This window comes from Micromonospora narathiwatensis, assembly GCF_900089605.1.
Lineage (GTDB): Bacteria > Actinomycetota > Actinomycetes > Mycobacteriales > Micromonosporaceae > Micromonospora > Micromonospora narathiwatensis.
The window spans coordinates 4,692,094-4,708,767 of record NZ_LT594324.1 but is presented as its reverse complement, the minus strand read 5'-3'; the positions used below and the strand labels follow the sequence as shown (position 1 = coordinate 4,708,767).

General features: G+C 67.1%; 17 protein-coding genes and 1 pseudogene. 15 read left to right on the top strand and 3 right to left on the bottom strand.

Annotated elements, in window-relative coordinates; all coding sequences use genetic code 11:
• Positions 1-15 precede the first annotated feature (15 nt).
• On the bottom strand, positions 16-417 hold the full coding sequence (locus GA0070621_RS20475; RefSeq protein ID WP_231921082.1) for a restriction system modified-DNA reader domain-containing protein: 402 nt from the start codon (positions 415-417) through the stop codon (positions 16-18).
• A gap of 258 nt (positions 418-675) precedes the next feature.
• On the opposite strand from GA0070621_RS20475, the gene GA0070621_RS20470 reads away from it, so the two are divergent.
• Together GA0070621_RS20470 and GA0070621_RS20465 are read left to right on the top strand one after the other, a co-directional pair.
• On the top strand, positions 676-3,720 hold the full coding sequence (locus tag GA0070621_RS20470; protein ID WP_091198384.1) for an Eco57I restriction-modification methylase domain-containing protein: 3,045 nt from the start codon (positions 676-678) through the stop codon (positions 3,718-3,720).
• Between the two features lie 63 nt (positions 3,721-3,783).
• Positions 3,784-4,614, top strand: a complete 831-nt coding sequence (locus tag GA0070621_RS20465; RefSeq protein WP_091198381.1) for an IS5 family transposase — start codon at positions 3,784-3,786, stop codon at positions 4,612-4,614.
• 589 nt (positions 4,615-5,203) lie between these two features.
• On the opposite strand, the gene GA0070621_RS20460 is transcribed toward GA0070621_RS20465, so the two are convergent.
• Positions 5,204-5,626: a GntR family transcriptional regulator gene (locus tag GA0070621_RS20460; protein WP_157740023.1), complete on the bottom strand. Its 423-nt coding sequence runs from the start codon at positions 5,624-5,626 to the stop codon at positions 5,204-5,206.
• Positions 5,627-6,178: 552 nt separating this feature from the next.
• Between GA0070621_RS20460 and GA0070621_RS30965 the strand changes: the two genes are divergently transcribed.
• The 4 genes from GA0070621_RS30965 to GA0070621_RS20440 all read left to right on the top strand — a co-directional run bounded on the left by GA0070621_RS30965 (position 6,179) and on the right by GA0070621_RS20440 (position 8,561).
• Complete coding sequence (locus GA0070621_RS30965) at positions 6,179-6,511, top strand: hypothetical protein (RefSeq protein WP_167667094.1); 333 nt, start codon at positions 6,179-6,181, stop codon at positions 6,509-6,511.
• Positions 6,512-6,608: 97 nt separating this feature from the next.
• Positions 6,609-6,842 carry a precorrin-4 C11-methyltransferase gene (locus tag GA0070621_RS20450; protein WP_167667093.1) on the top strand — a complete coding sequence of 78 codons (234 nt, stop codon included), beginning with the start codon at positions 6,609-6,611 and terminating at the stop codon, positions 6,840-6,842.
• A 133-nt stretch (positions 6,843-6,975) separates the two neighbouring features.
• On the top strand, positions 6,976-7,797 hold the full coding sequence (locus GA0070621_RS20445) for a GntR family transcriptional regulator (RefSeq protein WP_091202653.1): 822 nt from the start codon (positions 6,976-6,978) through the stop codon (positions 7,795-7,797).
• The gene (locus GA0070621_RS20440; protein ID WP_167667092.1) at positions 7,785-8,561 is read left to right on the top strand and encodes a glycosyltransferase family 2 protein; all 777 of its coding nucleotides are present in this window, start codon (positions 7,785-7,787) and stop codon (positions 8,559-8,561) included. Before GA0070621_RS20445 ends, GA0070621_RS20440 begins: the two co-directional genes overlap by 13 nt.
• On the opposite strand, the gene GA0070621_RS20435 is transcribed toward GA0070621_RS20440, so the two are convergent.
• Complete coding sequence (locus tag GA0070621_RS20435) at positions 8,545-8,994, bottom strand: hypothetical protein (protein WP_091198369.1); 450 nt, start codon at positions 8,992-8,994, stop codon at positions 8,545-8,547. The genes GA0070621_RS20440 and GA0070621_RS20435 overlap by 17 nt on opposite strands.
• Positions 8,995-9,456: 462 nt before the next feature.
• Here GA0070621_RS20435 and GA0070621_RS20430 point away from each other — a divergent pair, with 462 nt between their 5' ends.
• The 9 genes and pseudogenes from GA0070621_RS20430 (at position 9,457) to GA0070621_RS20390 (ending at position 16,180) form a co-directional block, all read left to right on the top strand.
• Positions 9,457-9,852 carry a transcriptional regulator gene (locus GA0070621_RS20430; protein WP_091198366.1) on the top strand — a complete coding sequence of 132 codons (396 nt, stop codon included), beginning with the start codon at positions 9,457-9,459 and terminating at the stop codon, positions 9,850-9,852.
• Positions 9,853-10,033: 181 nt separating this feature from the next.
• Positions 10,034-11,629 (top strand): FtsK/SpoIIIE domain-containing protein, encoded by a 1,596-nt coding sequence (locus GA0070621_RS20425; RefSeq protein ID WP_091202652.1) that lies wholly within the window; start codon positions 10,034-10,036, stop codon positions 11,627-11,629.
• Positions 11,626-11,880, top strand: a complete 255-nt coding sequence (locus GA0070621_RS20420) for a hypothetical protein (RefSeq protein ID WP_091198363.1) — start codon at positions 11,626-11,628, stop codon at positions 11,878-11,880. The genes GA0070621_RS20425 and GA0070621_RS20420 overlap by 4 nt, the downstream gene beginning before the upstream one ends.
• Positions 11,881-11,885: 5 nt before the next feature.
• Complete coding sequence (locus GA0070621_RS20415) at positions 11,886-12,074, top strand: hypothetical protein (RefSeq protein ID WP_091198361.1); 189 nt, start codon at positions 11,886-11,888, stop codon at positions 12,072-12,074.
• Positions 12,071-12,253: a hypothetical protein gene (locus tag GA0070621_RS20410; RefSeq protein WP_091198358.1), complete on the top strand. Its 183-nt coding sequence runs from the start codon at positions 12,071-12,073 to the stop codon at positions 12,251-12,253. The genes GA0070621_RS20415 and GA0070621_RS20410 overlap by 4 nt, the downstream gene beginning before the upstream one ends.
• Complete coding sequence (locus tag GA0070621_RS20405; RefSeq protein WP_091198355.1) at positions 12,250-12,792, top strand: DUF2637 domain-containing protein; 543 nt, start codon at positions 12,250-12,252, stop codon at positions 12,790-12,792. The genes GA0070621_RS20410 and GA0070621_RS20405 overlap by 4 nt, the downstream gene beginning before the upstream one ends.
• Positions 12,789-14,565, top strand: a pseudogene (locus GA0070621_RS30530) (replication initiator). The gene GA0070621_RS20405 and the pseudogene GA0070621_RS30530 overlap by 4 nt, the downstream one beginning before the upstream one ends.
• A complete protein-coding gene (locus GA0070621_RS20395; RefSeq protein WP_091198353.1) occupies positions 14,562-14,735 on the top strand; it encodes a helix-turn-helix transcriptional regulator in 174 nt (57 codons plus the stop codon). The pseudogene GA0070621_RS30530 and the gene GA0070621_RS20395 overlap by 4 nt, the downstream one beginning before the upstream one ends.
• An 8-nt stretch (positions 14,736-14,743) precedes the next feature.
• Positions 14,744-16,180: a tyrosine-type recombinase/integrase gene (locus tag GA0070621_RS20390; RefSeq protein WP_091198350.1), complete on the top strand. Its 1,437-nt coding sequence runs from the start codon at positions 14,744-14,746 to the stop codon at positions 16,178-16,180.
• The last annotated feature ends 494 nt before the right edge of the window (positions 16,181-16,674 follow it).

The following is a 16,674-nucleotide window of genomic DNA, read 5'->3' as shown; positions in this document are numbered from 1 at the left end:
GCCGGTGCCAACCTGTCAGAGTTGGTCGCGGAGCGACGAGAGCCGCACCCCGTCGCGAGCTCGCCCCCAGTTGCGCCAGCCATTCACCTCATACCCTGAGAGCGCTCGGGCGGCACCTGACGGCGTCTCGAATGGCCGGCCGTCCTCCAGTTCGAGCCAGCCGTCGGCTGTCACAACGGCCCGGTGCATGGACTGGCGGCGTTTCCACACCAGTTCCTCGCCTACCTTCAGCAGGCCCGCCTTCAGCAGGGGTGCAAGTTCGCCGGGCGCGTTGGTACGACGCTCCGGCCTGGCCTGCACCGGTTCATCAGTCAACCCCAGCTCCCGTCGCAGCACGCTGTTCGGGGTGTCCACGAACGGCTGCGCTTTCCGCTGGAGCAGCTCGTAGACTTCATCATCGATCCGAATCGTTGGCATCACGTCGACCTCCTTGACTGCCCGACGCATCACATTGTGAGTGTGTCACAGCCAGACAGTCAAGGCCAGCGGTCAGAGTGCGGGCATCGAGCACCCGCCTGCCGGCCGGAGGCTGGCGACAGGAGCTGCTGCAACGCGCGCCCAGCGCACCCCCGGGACCAGCCCGGCACCCCGGCTGTGCCCACACGGCCCATAGACGTCGTCGGTCACCTCGTGTAACAAGGCGAGATAGGCTCTGAGGCCTACAAGAACGAAAACATGGCCCCTTCCGCGCCCTCGGAGGATCCTTTGCCCGTCCCGCCAGCCGTCGAGGAATTGGTTGAGCGATTCCTTGGCCGTCGTGCCGAATTCGAATCACCGAGCTATTTGGAGGCGCGAGTACGGGTCGACTTCCTCAACCCCTTCTTCCAAGCCCTGGGTTGGGACGTCACCAACCATCAGAATGTCCCAGAATGCAGCCGCGAGGTTATCACCGAGGCGCGGCTTAGAGTGGGAGCCCAAACAAAGGCTCCTGACTACCTATTCCAGGCATTCGGGGAACCTGCGTTCATCGTAGAGGCGAAGAAGCCTTCGGTGCGCCTTCGCGATGATCCGGCACCGGCACTGCAGTTAAGGCGCTACGGGTGGAACTCGGGGCAAATCGCTGTTGGTCTACTAACTGACTTTCAGGAACTGTCGATATACGACTGTCGAGTGCCGCCGGCCGCTGGCGACAGAGCTTCGGTCGCCCTGCTGGAGTACCTTACGGTCGAGGACTACGTAAAGCGCTGGGACTATGTTGAGGAGCGTTTCAGCAGGGACGCCGTAGCTGCGGGTTCCATTCCCGCATTCTTTGGGCGGACATCCACAGCCCGCGGCTGGCAGCGGGTTGACAAGGCTTTCCTTTCCGAACTCGAAGAGTGGCGTGTACTCCTAGCTGGCGAGCTCGCCGCCCTCAACCCGCTCTCCTCCGAGGAACTGAATTTTGCGGTCCAACTAACAATCGACCGCCTCGTTTTCCTGCGGGTTTGTGAGGACCGGGGCCTGGAGCCGTACGGCCAACTGCTTTCTGATGTCAACGAAGAAAACAGCTACCGACAGTTGCTCAACAGGTTCAGGCGTGCCGACGAGAAATACAACAGCGGCCTTTTCCATCTCAGGAAAGAGCACCGCCAAGATACCCCTGACACCCTTACACCGCAGCTCAAGATCGGCTCCGAGATTCTCCGACGTTTCGTACGTCGCCTCTACTGGCCAGAAGGCCCCTACGATTTCGCCGTGCTGCCACCCGACATCTTAGGGCAAGTCTACGAACAGTTCCTCGGCAAGGTGATTACCCTTTCGGGCAGAGCCGCAGTAGTCGAAGATAAGCCGGAGGTTCGCAAGGCCGGCGGGGTTTTCTACACTCCGACAGGTGTAGTTCGAGACATCGTAAGCGCTGCGATGAAGGAACCTCTGACAGGTGCCTCACCGGAGAAGCTGTCGAAGTCAGGTTTTTACGTCTGTGACCCGTCGTGCGGATCGGGAAGCTTTCTAATTGAAGTCTACCAATACCTTCTTGACTGGCACCTTGAGTACTATGTGAAAAGTGGCCCGGAGAGGTACACGCGGACTCGACCCGCACGGCTTGAGAAGACAGCACGAGGCGAGTGGCGTCTAACCTCCTCCGAGCGCAAGCGGATCCTTTTGGCCCATGTGTACGGGGTCGATATCGACCCTCAAGCGGTCGAGGTCACCAAACTTGCATTGCTGCTGAAGGTCCTAGAAGGCGAAACTGAGCGCTCAGTCGACTCGCAGCTGGAACTCTTCCACGAACGGGCACTACCGAATCTCGACGACAATATCAAGTGTGGAAACAGCCTGGTAGGGACGTCCTTTCACGCTAGCCAGGCGCTGATTCCATCTCCGGAAATCGAACGTCGCATCAATGCATTCGACTGGGACCTAGAGTTTCCAGCAGTCGCCAACGGGCGAGGCTTCGATGTGATCGTCGGGAACCCGCCATGGCTAATGGCTGGCTACTACGTAGCCGATACCGTTCCGTACCTCAAGGACAACTTCCTGAGCGCCACAGGGAAATTCGACCTCTACTACGTATTCGTCGAGCAAGCCCTACGGCTCCTTGCCAAGAATGGCAGGCTCGGCTTCATAATTCCCAACAAGTTTTTCCATACGTCCGCAGCCAAGAGTCTTCGAGAGCTCCTTACAACATCGGGCCTACACACCGTCAAAGACTTTGGCCTGGAGAAGATCTTCGAGCGTGCCACCAATTACTCCTGCGTCATTTTTGTAAGCAAGAAAGAGGCAAGGTCCGACGTAACGTATTCGCGCCTGACTGCCAATTTACTGGAAACTGAGAGTTTTAACGTTCCGCGAAGTGATCTCGGAAGCCGCACCTGGAGTTTCCAGGATGCACAAGGCAAAGAGGTGCTCCAGAAATTGGCTATAGGCGGCGCTCCCCTCGAACAGATCACCGAGCGCTTTGGTGCTGGTGTTCAAACCGGCTCAGATAAGCTGCTGACCTTTACACCGGAGCAGGCTGCCGCAGAGGGCATTGAGAGCGAGTTGCTCACTCCGCTCCTTCGAGGGAGAGACGTCCGAGGATTCCAAATCCTACCTGGCGCAAAGCTGGCGCTATTTCCGTACCGGAATGCAGGCGACGAATTCGAGTTAATGAGCGAGGAGGAGTTGAGGAACTTCCCCAACGCCTGGGCCTATCTGTCGCGGCACAAGGCGGCTCTCGGGACCCGAGTCTGGTTCAACAAGTCTGCTGCTGAGCTTTCTGGGAAGTGGTACGGCTTGATGTACGTCGAACGAGCTCGGTTCTTTCAAACGTCACATCTCCTGACACCCTGCCTTAGCGACGTCGCAAACTTCGCCAGAGGGAACGGCGACCTATTCGCAACTGGCACGGCAGGCGTCGCTGGCGTAGCTCCCCGGCCGGGAACTGTAGACGTTCGCTATCTGCTGGCGCTGTTGAATTCTAAAGCTCTCTCCGTATTCGCGACTGAAAACTCGCCAGCTTTCCAGGGCGGCTATCGCAAGTTCAGTTCGCCCTACCTGAAGGCACTTCCAGTGCCTCTTATCGAGGGGAAGGCGGCTCGGTCCGTCCGCGATCGCATGATTGAACAAGGAGAGGAAATTGAGCTCGCACTTTCGCGGATGAGGAAAGCCACCACTCCGCATGAAAGGACGGTCTTGGCGCGGAAGATCGCCGGAGCCCGCGCAGCCATTGACATCGCGGTTTTTAGCCTCTTCGGGCTGAACGCCGCCGATAGGCGATGGGTTGAAAAGAAGTACGGGGCCGGCTTAGAGCGTGTTTGAGAAGGCCTGTTGTGGACGGCGTGGTGGCATGACTTCCGCCGGCGAGATGGGCAGTGTGGTCCGTTGTCTGCACGCCGTGGCTACCCGTCCGACCTGACCGATGCCCAGTGGGCGCTGATCGAGCCGCTGCTTCCGGAGCCGAACACAGACGGCCGCCGGGAGAAGCATCCGCGGCGGGAGATCGTCAACGCGATCCTGTACGTGGTGCGGTCGGGGTGCCCGTGGCGGTACCTGCCTGCTGACCTGCCGCCCTGGCAGACGGTGTACTGGTACTTCACACGATGGGAAGAAGCCGGCGTCACCGAGAAACTCCTGGCCACGCTGCGGATCAAGGCGCGGGTGCAGCAGGGCCGTGACCTGCAACCGTCGGCGGGGATCATCGACTCCCAGAGCGTGAAGGGCGCCGACACGGTCGGCCGGGACAGCCGGGGCTACGACGCGGGCAAGAAGGTCAACCGCAAGCGGTTCATCGTCACCGACACTCTGGGCCTGCTGGTCAGCGTGACGGTGCTCGCCGCGAGCTGGCAGGACCGCGACGGCGCCAAGACCGCCCTGCTCAGTGCCTACATGCTCACCCCGGTCCGGCACGTCTTCGCCGATCAAGGCTTCGCCGGCCGCTTGGTCGACTGGGCCCGCGACACCCTGCGCACCACGCTGGAGATCGTCCGCAAACCCGCCGGCCAGCGCGGCTTCGCCGTTCACCCACGCCGCTGGGTCGTGGAACGCACCCTGGCCTGGCTCACCGTCTCCCGCCGGCTGGCCCGCGACTACGAACGGCACCCCTCCGTCTCAGAAGCCCTCATCCGCTGGGCCGCCATCGCCGGCATGACCCGCCGCATCACCCGCGGCCAACCCGCACGCCGTCAAGCCCGCCGCACCTTCACCTGGACCTGATCAACCCGATCTCAAACACGCTCTTAGGGACAAGCGGACGATCGATGTCGGAGCCGTAGTAGGTGCGATTTCGCACGGCGCCAAGGCGGGCCCGATGACTGTCAAGCGGGCCTTGACGGATCGCTTGGTGGGGCGCGGGCCCTGCCGACGAGGCTGTGGTGGGGATGCGGCGCGTGGACCCCGGGCAGGCCCCTGGCCTGCCGGCAACGCCGGCCCGAGGGGTCGCAGAGGCTCCGGGGTCAAGGGCGGCCCGCAGGGCCGTCGCGTAGCGACGCGAGCGCCCTTGACCTTGGAGGGGTGGCCCCGCACACTCCGCGTCGCATCCCCACCACGGCCGGCGGTGACTCGTCCTACGGCGCGGTGGCGTGACGGCCGCCGCGCCCTGCCGGCTGCCGGCCCACCACCTCACCCGTCAACGGTCTGTCGGTCTACGGCGGCCCTCCGGGCTTCCCGCTGTCCGCGCCAGTCGCCGGGCATCCGGCGTGACGGCCGCAGAGCGCCAGCGGCAGCGGCCGGCGCGCGCCCTGGCGGCGGCGCGTGCGGCCCGTCAAGGGCCGCCTTGAAGACGTATCGAAGGTGCGAACGGGCGCTACTGCTTTGTGTGAAGCAGTCGGTAGGTTCTGACGACCGTTGCGACGGCTCCGTTCGTTCGGGTGGCGCTCTGTTGTTCGACCAGGGTTGTACCCACCTCGACAGCGAAAAGGGCCGCAAGCTCCGGGTCTGCGGCGACTTCGCGCTGTCGTGTTTCCGTGTCGGATCTCTCGTCTGATCCGCTCTCGTTTCGGCGGGGAGTCGCATAGGTGCCGCGACCGTGCTCGGTGGCGACCAAGCGCTCGTCGCGCAGAACCGCTATGGCTTGGCGGACTGTGCCGCGGCTTGCCCGGAACTCGGCGGTGAGCACGCTCTCGGTTGGTAGAAGGGTTCCGGGCGAGATGGTGCCGCTCTCGATGCGTTCCCTCAGTTCGTCGGCGATGACGCGATAGCGGGGCTGTCCGTAGTGCGGGGTGGGCACCTGCTCACCGTACCTGGCACTTGTCTTACCAAGTGCCAACCAAGTGACCCGTTTCGACGACTAGACAACTCATCCACTTGTAGATACGTTTCCTGATGTGCGGCCATGGTGACGGCTCGTATCAGGGGTGGTGCCGTGTCGGCCCTGGTCGCACCTGACGCGCGGCGTCCTGTCGGACCGGTTGCGGTAGCCGCGCGGACAAGTTGGCTCGGCGATTACCCGACCCGTCCGGCGTCGGACGGTGCGCCGTGCCTTCATCCGGGCCGGTGGCCGGCTGCATTCCCCCGTGGTCGGCCACCGGTCCCCGTCTACCTGTGGAGGTGCGATGTCTGGCTCTCATCGTCGGTGCCGCTGGTTCTCGTCCTGGTGGTCTCGGAGGCGTCCGCTGCCTAGGACCGCCAGGAGCAACATGCCACCGGCTCCACGCCCGGTGCCCGTCCCGGCCTCTCCGTCGTGGTCGGTGGGGCCGACGCGGCAACTGCCCGTGCTGCGGAACGCACCGCTGATGACCCTTGGGCAGATCTATCGGGGCAATGGTGGGCGGTGGCCACGATGACGCGTACGAGCAAGCCGGCCGGCGTCACCAGCCACCCGAACTGGTGCGCCCCGGACCGCTGTGGCCACCTGGTGCCGCCGCTGATGACGCACATGGCGCGCCGTCATCGCGGCCCGATGTACCGGTTCGGCGACACCAGGGCCGGCGGCGTCGTGGTCACGTACCTCATCGGTGCCGACGACCGAGCGCCGCTGATCGCGATGCACGCGACGTGCCGGGCCGGGAACGCCTGGGCTGAACTGTCGCTGGCGCAGGCCGCCCAACTGGTCGAGCGGCTTCGGGGTCTGCTTGCCCAGGCCGGCGGCCATGCCGGGAGCGACGATGAGTAAGCGCCGGGGTGCGGCTGAGAGCAGGCCGTCGGCCGCGCCGGCCACGTGCCCGAAGTGGTGCCGGGGCTGCGGGCCGAATGATCCGATGCACCGAGGCATGACCGCCACCATCGGGCGGGAGCGCACCGGATGGATCAGCCTCCAACTGCTGCTCGACCGGTTCGCGCGTCGGGACCTGGCCGTGAAGCTCGACGCGACCAGGAACGGTGCTACCCAATCGATCCTGCTCTCCCGGGTCCAGCTGGACCGGCTCATCTACGAACTGACCTATGCCCGGCTGATGATGATGACCAAAGGTCGGCCTCTGGAGAGCGACGATGAGCACCACTGACCGGCGGCTCACCAGCCTAAGGCCCTCGCTGAGCAGGCAGCAGACGAAGCGGCCCGCGGCGGCCATCACCCCGGTACCCGAGCGGCCGGCCGGGGGGACCACCTGGCAGACGTTGGAACGTCTAGGGGGTACGGTGACCGGTGTGCATGGCCGGGACTGGCGCCCTCGTTACCTGCAACTCGCGGAGGAGTTGCGGGCGAAGATCATGAGCGGGGAGCTGGCCCCCGGCACGCTGATGCCGAGCGAGACGGAGCTAGCCGAGTCGTCCGGCCTGTCTCGCACCAGCGTGCGCAACGCGATCCGGCAGCTCCGGGAATGGGGCCTGGTCCGCGCGGAGCAGGGGCGCGGCACCTATGTGCGGGCACCCCGCCAGCGGGTACGCCGTCGCAACGCCGAGCGCTACCAGTGGGAGAAGGACCGGGTCCTGCTCGACGAGGCCGAGCGGTTGAAGACCGGCGCCATCGAGCACGACACCGGCCTGACCGTCGATGACCTCAAGTTCCACGCCGAGTACACCCGCGTGGAAGCGGATGCGGACATGGCGGCGGCGCTGCGGGTCGAGCCAGGTACCCCGCTGCTGCGCAGGGTCTACTGGACCTCCTCCCGGCACGAGAACGCGCCGTTGACCATGTCGTACTCCTACCTGCCCTATGACCTGGTGGCCGCGAACCCGGACCTGCTCGACGCGGGCAAGGAGCCCTGGCCTGGGGGCACGCAGCATCAGCTCTATACGCTCGGCATCGAGCTGGACCGGATCGAAGACGAGATCCGTGCCCGTCCGCCGTCACCGGATGAGGCCGAGCTGTTGGACATCGACCCGGGCGTCTCCGTGCTCACTGTGCGCAAGACCTCGATCGACACCACCGGCCGGGTCGTCGAGGTCGCCGACGTGGTGATGCCGGGTGACCGGACGGAGCTTGTCTACTCGCACCACTTGCTAAGGTGGAAAACTTGACTCAGCTCGTCTCAGTGATCACTCCGGTTCACACGCCCAGCATCCCGTATCTGGCGGACACCTACGCGTCGCTGGTGAAGCAGGAGATGCCCGGTGGCTGGGACTGGCAGTGGCTCGTCCAGGAGGACGGGCAGACCGGCGCCCTGGTCGACGTGCTGCCCGACGATCCCCGGATCAGTGTCGGCTCCGGCCGCGCCGGCGGGCCTGGTGTTGCCCGTACCCTCGCCCTTTCCCGAGTTTCCGGAGAACTCATCAAGGTCCTGGACGCTGACGACCAGTTGACCCCCGGCGCGCTCGCCCGGGACATCGCCGCGTTCGACGCGCACCCGCAGATCGGCTGGACCACCTCGCGGGTACTCGACCTGCTGCCCGACGGGTCGACCGCCGGATGGGACAAGGACCCGGCCGGCGGCCTCATCGCCCGCGGTGCCGTCCTGTCGTTCTGGCAGGCCAACGACTACCGGGCATCCGTGCATCCGGCGACCCTGTGCCTGCGGCGGGATCTCGTCTTTGCCCTGGGCGGCTGGATGGCCCTGCCCGCCTCCGAGGATACCGGCCTGCTGCTCGCCGCAAACGCGGTCAGCGAGGGCTACTTCACCCGCGAATACGGCCTGCTCTACCGCAAGTGGCCCGGTCAGGTCACCGGCCACGCAGCACACCGGGAACCAGCCGAGTATCAGGCGCGCATGAGGATCGTCGAGGCCAGAGCCAACGCCCTAGCCTCAATGCTCCCGCACGGCCTACCGCTCACGCCTCTGGCGTAGCCTCGTGCCCCGGCATCCCGTGGGTACGCCGCCGCTGCTTCATCTCTGCCTCGTAGATGTGCCGCCGTCCGCCGGCCAAGCGTTCCCGGGCGCCCCGCTCAATCTCCTGGAACGCCGCGTAGTAGCCGTCGTCGAACTCCTCCACGATTTGGAACGTCCACCGCCCGGGTAGCACGTTGCGCCCCAACAGCTCGTGCTCGACCCGGTCGGCCACCTCGTCGTGCCCCGCCTCGCGGAGCAGCATTACCACCCGGTCAAGGGTCAGGTCCGCCCCGCCGACGAGCTGGTGGGCCGAATACAGGTGCCCCCGTACCCGGTGGATCGTCTCCAGCGCTTTACTCAGCTCACCCAAGGCTTCAACGGTCTTATCGTCGAGTCCACGCGGACGGGCATGCCCTTCATCAACGCTCGCAACCTGCTTCCCTTCAGTCATGTCGGGCTCTTACCCAGGGAGTGGTAGCCCTACCCGTTCTCCCTGGGTAAGTCCATGACTAGGGTTTAGCCGGCTACGGAAATCAGCTGAAGCGTAGCCATCAAAACCATTGCAATGCAGACGACAGTGGCCCGCGAAACCTTCAGCGACACGTTCAAAGAAAGCATACTTCTCTCTCTTCAAAAGGGGGAGGGTCCATTGCTGCGCAGCTTGCCAAAAACGTACCTCAGGTCCGCCCACAATGCAAATCCCCAAACGCTACACCAAACCTCGGTAATTGCGCTACACGGTGTCGCGCATTTATTTGTCGTCGCATTAAGGGTCTTTCATATCCATCCTTTGCAGGCAAATCACTAGAAGTCCCCATGAGGCCAGGCGAAACAGGTTGTTGACTTGTCTGCCAAGTGCCGTCTACCTTGGAGTCTCACTTGGCAGACATGCCAACAAGCTGGAGGTTGAGCGATGGCTCTGCGAGGCGGCACGCGGTTCGGCGTGCGGTTCGAGGACGTGTTTCCGGCGGGGTGCGCGTTGGTGCCCGAGTCCCTGGGTGAGGTCGAGGACTACGACGAGAAGACCGGCCGGCGTAGCCCGGCGAAGGACAAGGTGACCGGCCAGCGGGTGTGGCAGGTCCGGGTGATGGACCTTGACCCTGAGCTGGGGAAGCGGTCGCGGGAGACGACGGTGAAGATCTCCGCCGACTACCAGCCGGTGCCGCCCACGGGTGCGTCGTTCGAGGCGGTGGAGTTCGACGGCATGACCGTCACGCCCTACGTGACCAACAACAACCGGATGGCGTACTCGCTGCGCGCGACCGGGCTGCGTGCCCCGGCGGGCGTGGCCAAGAAGGCGGCGGCGTAGCCACTTCGAGTGGGGGCGGGGCTGTCAGGTCTTGGCGGACGGCAGCCCCGCCCTCTGTCTCTTCCCCCTGCTCTGGCGAGAGAGGTAGCGACGTGTCCAAGGGTATGCCTGCCTTCGGGCGGGTGCTGATGGCGGCTGTGCGGGGTGCGCGATGATCCGCCGGCCGCGTGGTGAGGTCGTGATGACCACGGCCGGGGATTTGATGGTGATCCGGCCACGCCGGCTGGAACTGCCGCTTTGGCTGATCGCGTTCGGCCTGGTGCTGCGGTGGCTGTGCCGGGGGCTGTGGTGGTGCCTTCGCCACCCGGTCACCGTCGGCCTGGTGCTGGCCGGCGTGCTGCTCTACCGGGAGTTCGGCCGGTCCGGGCTGATCGTGCCGCTGGTCCTGACCGGCTTCGTGTCGGCGGTATGGCGGTGGAAGCACGAGGCGTCCTGGTGGGCCTGGTGCGCGGGTCCGCTGCTCGGTCGGTTCCGTCAGGTGTTCGTCTACCGACGGGCCTGGCGAGAGGCCATGACTCTGTGCGGGCTGACCCGCACGTATGACCATCGCGTCGTCCTGCCGCAGTTGCTGCGGGTGCGGTCGGATCAGGCGCTGGACGTACTGACCGTCCGCATGGTGCGTGGCCAGACGCCGGAGGAGTTCCAGCGGGTCACCGCAAACCTGGCGTACGCCTTCGGCCGTCGACACGCCCGGGTCTACTCGGAGCGCCCGGGGGAGCCGCCGGTGCGTACCGGCTACTGGGCGCTGGTGCTGTCGGCGGTGGACCGGCTGCGGTACCGCGACCGGCCCTCGCTGGTCTACCTGGTGGTGGTCCGTACGGATGCGCTGCGGACGGTCGTGAAGCCGTTCGACGTGCCGTCGGTGCCGGACTTCACCGCGCTGCCGCTGGCCCGTCGCGAGGATCTGCGGCACTGGTGCCTGCACCTGCTCGCCACGCATGTGCTGATCGGGGGTGCCACCCGGTCCGGTAAGGGGTCGGTGCTGTGGTCGTTGGTGCGGGCACTGGCCGGCGGGATCACCTCAGGGCTGGTGCGGTTGTGGGTGATCGACCCCAAGGGTGGCATGGAGTTCGCCATGGGCCGGCCGCTGTTCGCCCGGTTCGCCTGCAAGTCCTTCGAGGCGATGGCGGACCTGCTCGACGAGGCCGTGGCGGTGATGCGGGAGCGGCAAACCCGCCTGGCCGGCGCGGTGCGGGTGCACACCCCGACCGAGGCTGACCCCCTGGTCGTGGTCGTCATCGACGAGATGGCCGCGCTGACCGCGTACCTCCAAGACGTCGAGCTGCGTAAGCGCATCGCGTCCTCGCTGGGGCTGCTGCTGTCGCAGGGTGCCGGGGTCGGCGTCCTGGTGGTGGCCGCGCTGCAGGACCCGCGTAAGGAGGTGCTGCCGTTCCGCGACCTGTTCCCGACCCGCATCGCGCTCGGGCTGACCGAGGCGGCTCAGGTCGACCTCGTGTTGGGCGACGGTGCCCGTAACCGGGGCGCCCTGGCCGATCAGATGCCCCGGTGGGCGAAGGGCGTCGGGTACGTGATCCTCGACGGCACGCCGGAACCGGCCCGGGTCCGCTTCTCGTACGTCTCCGACGACCACATCCGGGAGCTGGCCGCCGACTACCCGGCCCCGGCTGACGCGGCGGACATCCTCGCCCAGGTCGGCCGGGAGACCGCCGACGAGCCGACCCGGCCGGCGCTGCCTCGGCCACCTCGTGGGCCGCTGCTGCCGGACTCGCTGCTCACCTTCCTCGACCGCGACAGCGACGGGGGTGAGCCGCGGTGACTGCTCCGACCTTCTACCGGCTCCGCGCTCCGAACCCCGACGGCGCGACCAGCACCGCCGTGTCCGTGCGCGTCGACCCCGACCGGCCGGACCCGTACCCGGTTTATCTCGCTGTCGGTGGCGGCCGGCGCCGCATGCACCTGACCCCCGACGAGGCGTGGGCGCTGTGGCGCTGCCTCTCCGAAGCGGTCGCCTCCCTCGGCGAGCCGCCCGACCACATTCGTACCCGCGTCGCCCCGGCCCGGAGGTAACCCCGATGTCCCTCAAGCGCTTCTTCCTCGGCACCCACCGACTCAAGCCGCTGCACATCGACCTGAACGGCTCCCCGGACCGGCTCGCCGCTGCCCTGCACGGCCTGGCCCACATGGTCCACCGCCGCCACGACCTCGACGGGCAGCGCATCCGCATCACCATCGTCGTCCGTGACCGGCTGGACGACCGATGAACGCCTGCATCCTCACCACCGCCGACCAGCCGAACTGCACCCTGCCCGGGGTCGTGGAAGTCGTCGACCTGTCCGGCCAGCGGGCCTGGGGCTGTCCCACCCACGCAATCCGCGCACTCCGGGCCGTCGAGGGCGCACGCATCGCCCGTGACCTGCGTCAGGAAGGAGAGCAGCCGTGATCCGCGCTCGTGCCGAGTCCGGCGCCCGCCTGCTGATCCTGCTCGCGGTCGGGATCATGGCCGGTGCCGCTGCCTTCACCCACGTCCACGATCTGACCGTCGCGCACGGCCAGCCCGACTGGATCGGCTGGGCCAACGCGGTGGCGGTCGAGCTGATGGCCATCTACCTCGGGCTGGAGATCCGCGCCCGGCGTCGAGCTGGTCGACCGGTCGGCCTGGTCGGCGTGCTCCTGGTCGCGTTCGCCTTGCTCTCCCTCGCCGCCCAGGTCGCGGAAGCCGAACCGTCCATCTGGGGCTGGATCGTCGCGGCCGTGCCGTCGCTGGCCTTCCTCGCCCTGGTCAAGGTCGTCCTGTCCAGCGCATCGGCCACCCCGCCGGCACCCGAGCCGAGCCAGCCACAGGCCGACTGGTACGACGAGCCGGAACAGGTCGAGCCCGCGCCGCCGGCTCCCGTGGTGCCGACGACCCCGGCCGCGGTGCTGCCTCCGCTCGGCGTCGCACAGCCCAGCCGGCCGCAGGTCGTGGGGATCATCCGATGACGGCTCCGACCCTGCCCGGCCTCGCCCCTGCCGCCCCGGCCCCGGTTGCTCCTCGGCCGGGGTCGCGGGCGGCCCGCATGGCGCTGCCCCGCTCGGTCGACGTGCTCAAGCAGATCGCCACCGAGTACGGCGTCTGCATCCGGCCGCTGGCCATGCGCCGCACCGACCTCGACACTGGCCTGACCGAAGTCATCGACCTGCCCTGCGGCGCGACGCGCGAGGACAAGTGTCCGCCGTGCGCCAAGAAGAACCGCCGGCTGCGGCAGGCCCAGATCCGCGAGGGTTGGCACCGCGACGACGAGCCCCTACCCGGCCCGGAACCCGCGACCGAGGCGCAGAAGTCGCTGATCCTCTTCCGGGCACACCTGGAGTTCTCGCGTGACGAGGCGGTACGCGCCGCCCAGTGGGACCAGGCCGCCGACATCGACGAGGCGATCCGCGAGGTGGAAGAGGCCATCGCCGCTGAGGGCCTGCGCGGGCGCGTCGGCCCACCCCACACGGGCGTCGACGAGGACCAGGACGACGAGCCCGGTCGCCGGCGCAAGCGCTCCACCAAGCGCCGTCAGGATGCCCCCGACCTGCCCCGACGCAAGGTCGAGCGGCGTACCGTCGGCAAGACCTACACCGCCCCGGACGGCTCGACCTACCGGCCGTCGATGTGGCTCACGCTCACGCTCGACTCGTACGGCCCGGTCCGCCCGGACGGCACCCCGGTCAACCGTCGACCGGTACGACTACCGCCGGGCGGCCTGGGACGCCGTGCACTTCCCCCGGCTGCTCGACCGGTTCTGGCAGAACCTGCGCCGCTGCGAGGGTTGGAACGTCCAGTACGCCGGCTGCGTCGAGCCGCAACGCCGACTCGCCCCACACGCGCACTTCGCCATCCGGGGCACCATCCCCCGGGATGTCTTGCGCACCGTGGCGGCAGCGACCTACCACCAGGTGTGGTGGCCGGCGGTCGACGTCCAGCGGTACGCCCTCGACCGGCTCCCCGTCTGGGACGAGCAGGCAGCGGCGTGGGTCGACCCGGATACCCGCGAGCCGCTGACCACCTGGACGGAAGCCCTCGACGCCATCGACGACGACCCGAAAGCCGAGCCGGTACACGTCGTCCGCTTCGGCGCTCAGGTCGACGCCCGCGGCGTCATGCCCGGCACCGAGGACGCTGAACGGACCATCCGGTACGTCACGAAATACATCACCAAGCACACCGGGGACTGCCACAAGGCGACCACCGACCGGCAACGCATGCACCTCGACCGGCTCTGGCAGCAACTCCAGGTAACGCCCTGCACCGACCGGTGCGCCAACTGGCTGCTCTACGGCGTCCAGCCGCGCAAGGCACACGCCAAGCTCAAGCCCGGCCGCTGCAAGGGCAAGGTCCACCAGCGAGACACCCTCGGCATTGGCGGCCGGCGCATCCTCATCTCCCGCGACTGGTCCGGCAAGACCCTCGCCGACCACAAGCACGACGTACGGGCCTGGGTCCGGGCCCTGCTTGGCGCCACCACCGACAGCGCCACAGCCGGCGGCATCGGGCAGCTCGTCGACGATCAGGGCGACACCGCCGAGCGGGTCCGGCACGCCTGGGAACTCGCCCGGCCCGACGACCCCGACGTGGGGCCGCTGTCTCACCGGCTCATGCGCTCGATCAGCGAACGCGCCCGCTGGCGGGCCGAACTGCTCGCCGCCAAGGACCGGGCCGCCCAGGGGTCACCAGATCTTTCGGCAACTCAGCACGAGGCACAGGACATGGGGGAGGAGGCGCATTGAACGAGGAGCTTTTGACCGTGCCGGAAGTGCTCGCCGAGCTGCGCGTACCGCGCTCGACCTGGTTCTACTGGCGGCAGACCGGCAAGGGGCCACGGGTGATCAAGCTTCCGAACGGGCAGCTACGGGTTCGCCGGTCGGCGCTCGGGCGGTGGCTCGGTGAGCTGGAGTAGGACGCGGCATGAAGAGCTACGAGGTCCAGATCTGGGAGATCACCAAGCGCGCCGACCGGAAGGCTCGGCCCTGGCGGGTCCGCTGGGCAGTGGCTGGCCAGCGCTTTGAGGAAATGTTCCGTACCAAGGCCCTGGCGCACTCGTTCCGCGCCGAGCTGGTCCAGGCGGCCAACGCGGGGGAGCCCTTCGACCCGGCAACCGGTCGCCCGGTGTCCGAGGCGAGGACCAAGAACCCCACCACCTGGTACGCGCACAGCCGCGCGTACGTCGAGATGAAGTGGCCACGGGCGGCGGCCAAGACCCGGCGGTCGATCGTCGAGGCGCTGACCTCCATCACGGTGACCCTGGCCCGGCCCACCAAACGGGGTCGACCGGATGCCGCTCTGCTCCGTGAGGCGCTGTACCTCTACGGGCTCAACCCGCGTCGCTGGTCCGAAGAGATCCCGGCCGAACACGCGGCGGCGCTGGCCTGGCTGGAAACCGCGTCCCTGCCGGTCGTCGAGCTGGACTCACCCGCGATGGTCCGCCGGGTCCTCGACAGCCTGTGCGTACGCCTCGACGGCAAGCCCGCGGCTGCCTCCACGGTCCAGCGCAAGCGGGCCACCTTCTACAACGTGCTCGGGTACGCCGTCGAGCTGGAGTTGATCGACTCCAACCCGGTCGACCGGGTGCAGTGGACTGCCCCGGAGGTCGCCCAGTCCATCGACCGGCGGGTGGTGGCGAGCCCGACCCAGGTCGCCGCGCTGCTGGAGGCGGTGAAATCTCTCGGCAAACGGGCCGACAAGGTCACCGCGTTCTTCGGCTGCCTCTACTACGCGGGCATGCGCCCCTCGGAAGCGGCCGACCTCCGACGGGACGACTGCGACCTGCCCGGCCGGTGCGTCGGCTGTGGGGCCGACTTCGACGACCTGGCGGCGGTCAAGCCGTCTGGGACCTGCGATCACGAGAAGATCGAATACCGCTGGGGTCGCCTGGTGCTCGCCGGCACTTCGCCCCGCGCCGGCTCGCACTGGACCGATCATGGCGGCTCGCACGAGCGGCGCGGCCTCAAGCACCGGGGGCGGCAGGAAACTCGGACCGTTCCGATCCCGCCCCGGCTGGTCGAGCTGCTGTGCGCGCACGTCGAGAATCACGGCGTTGGCCCGGATGGTCGGTTCTTCCGGGGCCTCCACGGCGGGCCGCTCTCCGAGTCGGTCTACGACCGGTGGTGGAAGCTCGCCCGGGAGAAAGCGCTGACCGAGGCTCAGGCGGCCTCGCCGCTGGCCCGTCGTCCCTATGACCTACGTCACGCCGCAGCTTCGCTCTGGCTGAATGCCGGCGTCCCGCCGACCGAGGTCGCCCGGCGCCTGGGCCACGGCGTCGCCGTTCTGCTCCGCGTCTACGCCAACTGCATCGACGGGGGAGACGACACCATGAACGACAAGATCGGCGATGCGCTCGGATGAACACGAACAGCCGTTGTGGGAGGATCTGGTCATGTCCGTTTCTCGAAGGGAACATGCCGCGTAGACGGCCTGCGGAGCTTCGGCTTCGATCTTCCGCATCCTGGTTGGTGTCCGCGCCTTGGAGCCCGGGCTACAGCTTCTCGGTGATTCCTGGGTTATCCGGCCGAGGGTTGTCTGTGATCGCTCGGCTCGAACGCGGTCGGCTGCTGCCCGGTGCGACGGCTGAGCTGTTGCTGCTCTGGGAGGAGATGGTGCGGCATCCAGCTCACCGCGTCCGTGATCTTGAGTACCTGGCGGGCGACAAGATGTATGCCCAACCCCTCGCACCCTTCGAAGTGCGGGCGTTGCTCGAACTTGTGTGTTGTGTGCTCCCGAAGCGGGATGCTCGTAGGTTCCGGCGGCGGTTGGCCACCTTGGATGAGATGTGGTGATCTTCGGATGGAGCGGCTTCCGCCCGGCATGTCTGAGGGCGGTGGGCAGATGGTGGGCGGTCG

Excerpts from the sequence above, each read along its gene's own strand:
- GA0070621_RS20475 (WP_231921082.1), bottom strand. The coding sequence starts at position 417 with ATGCCAACGATTCGGATCGATGATGAAGTCTACGAGCTGCTCCAGCGG.
- GA0070621_RS20470 (WP_091198384.1), top strand. The coding sequence starts at position 676 with ATGGCCCCTTCCGCGCCCTCGGAGGATCCTTTGCCCGTCCCGCCAGCC.
- GA0070621_RS30965 (WP_167667094.1), top strand. The coding sequence starts at position 6,179 with ATGACGCGTACGAGCAAGCCGGCCGGCGTCACCAGCCACCCGAACTGG.
- GA0070621_RS20450 (WP_167667093.1), top strand. The coding sequence starts at position 6,609 with ATGACCGCCACCATCGGGCGGGAGCGCACCGGATGGATCAGCCTCCAA.
- GA0070621_RS20435 (WP_091198369.1), bottom strand. The coding sequence starts at position 8,994 with ATGACTGAAGGGAAGCAGGTTGCGAGCGTTGATGAAGGGCATGCCCGT.
- GA0070621_RS20430 (WP_091198366.1), top strand. The coding sequence starts at position 9,457 with ATGGCTCTGCGAGGCGGCACGCGGTTCGGCGTGCGGTTCGAGGACGTG.
- GA0070621_RS20425 (WP_091202652.1), top strand. The coding sequence starts at position 10,034 with ATGACCACGGCCGGGGATTTGATGGTGATCCGGCCACGCCGGCTGGAA.
- GA0070621_RS20415 (WP_091198361.1), top strand. The coding sequence starts at position 11,886 with ATGTCCCTCAAGCGCTTCTTCCTCGGCACCCACCGACTCAAGCCGCTG.
- GA0070621_RS20410 (WP_091198358.1), top strand. The coding sequence starts at position 12,071 with ATGAACGCCTGCATCCTCACCACCGCCGACCAGCCGAACTGCACCCTG.
- GA0070621_RS20390 (WP_091198350.1), top strand. The coding sequence starts at position 14,744 with ATGAAGAGCTACGAGGTCCAGATCTGGGAGATCACCAAGCGCGCCGAC.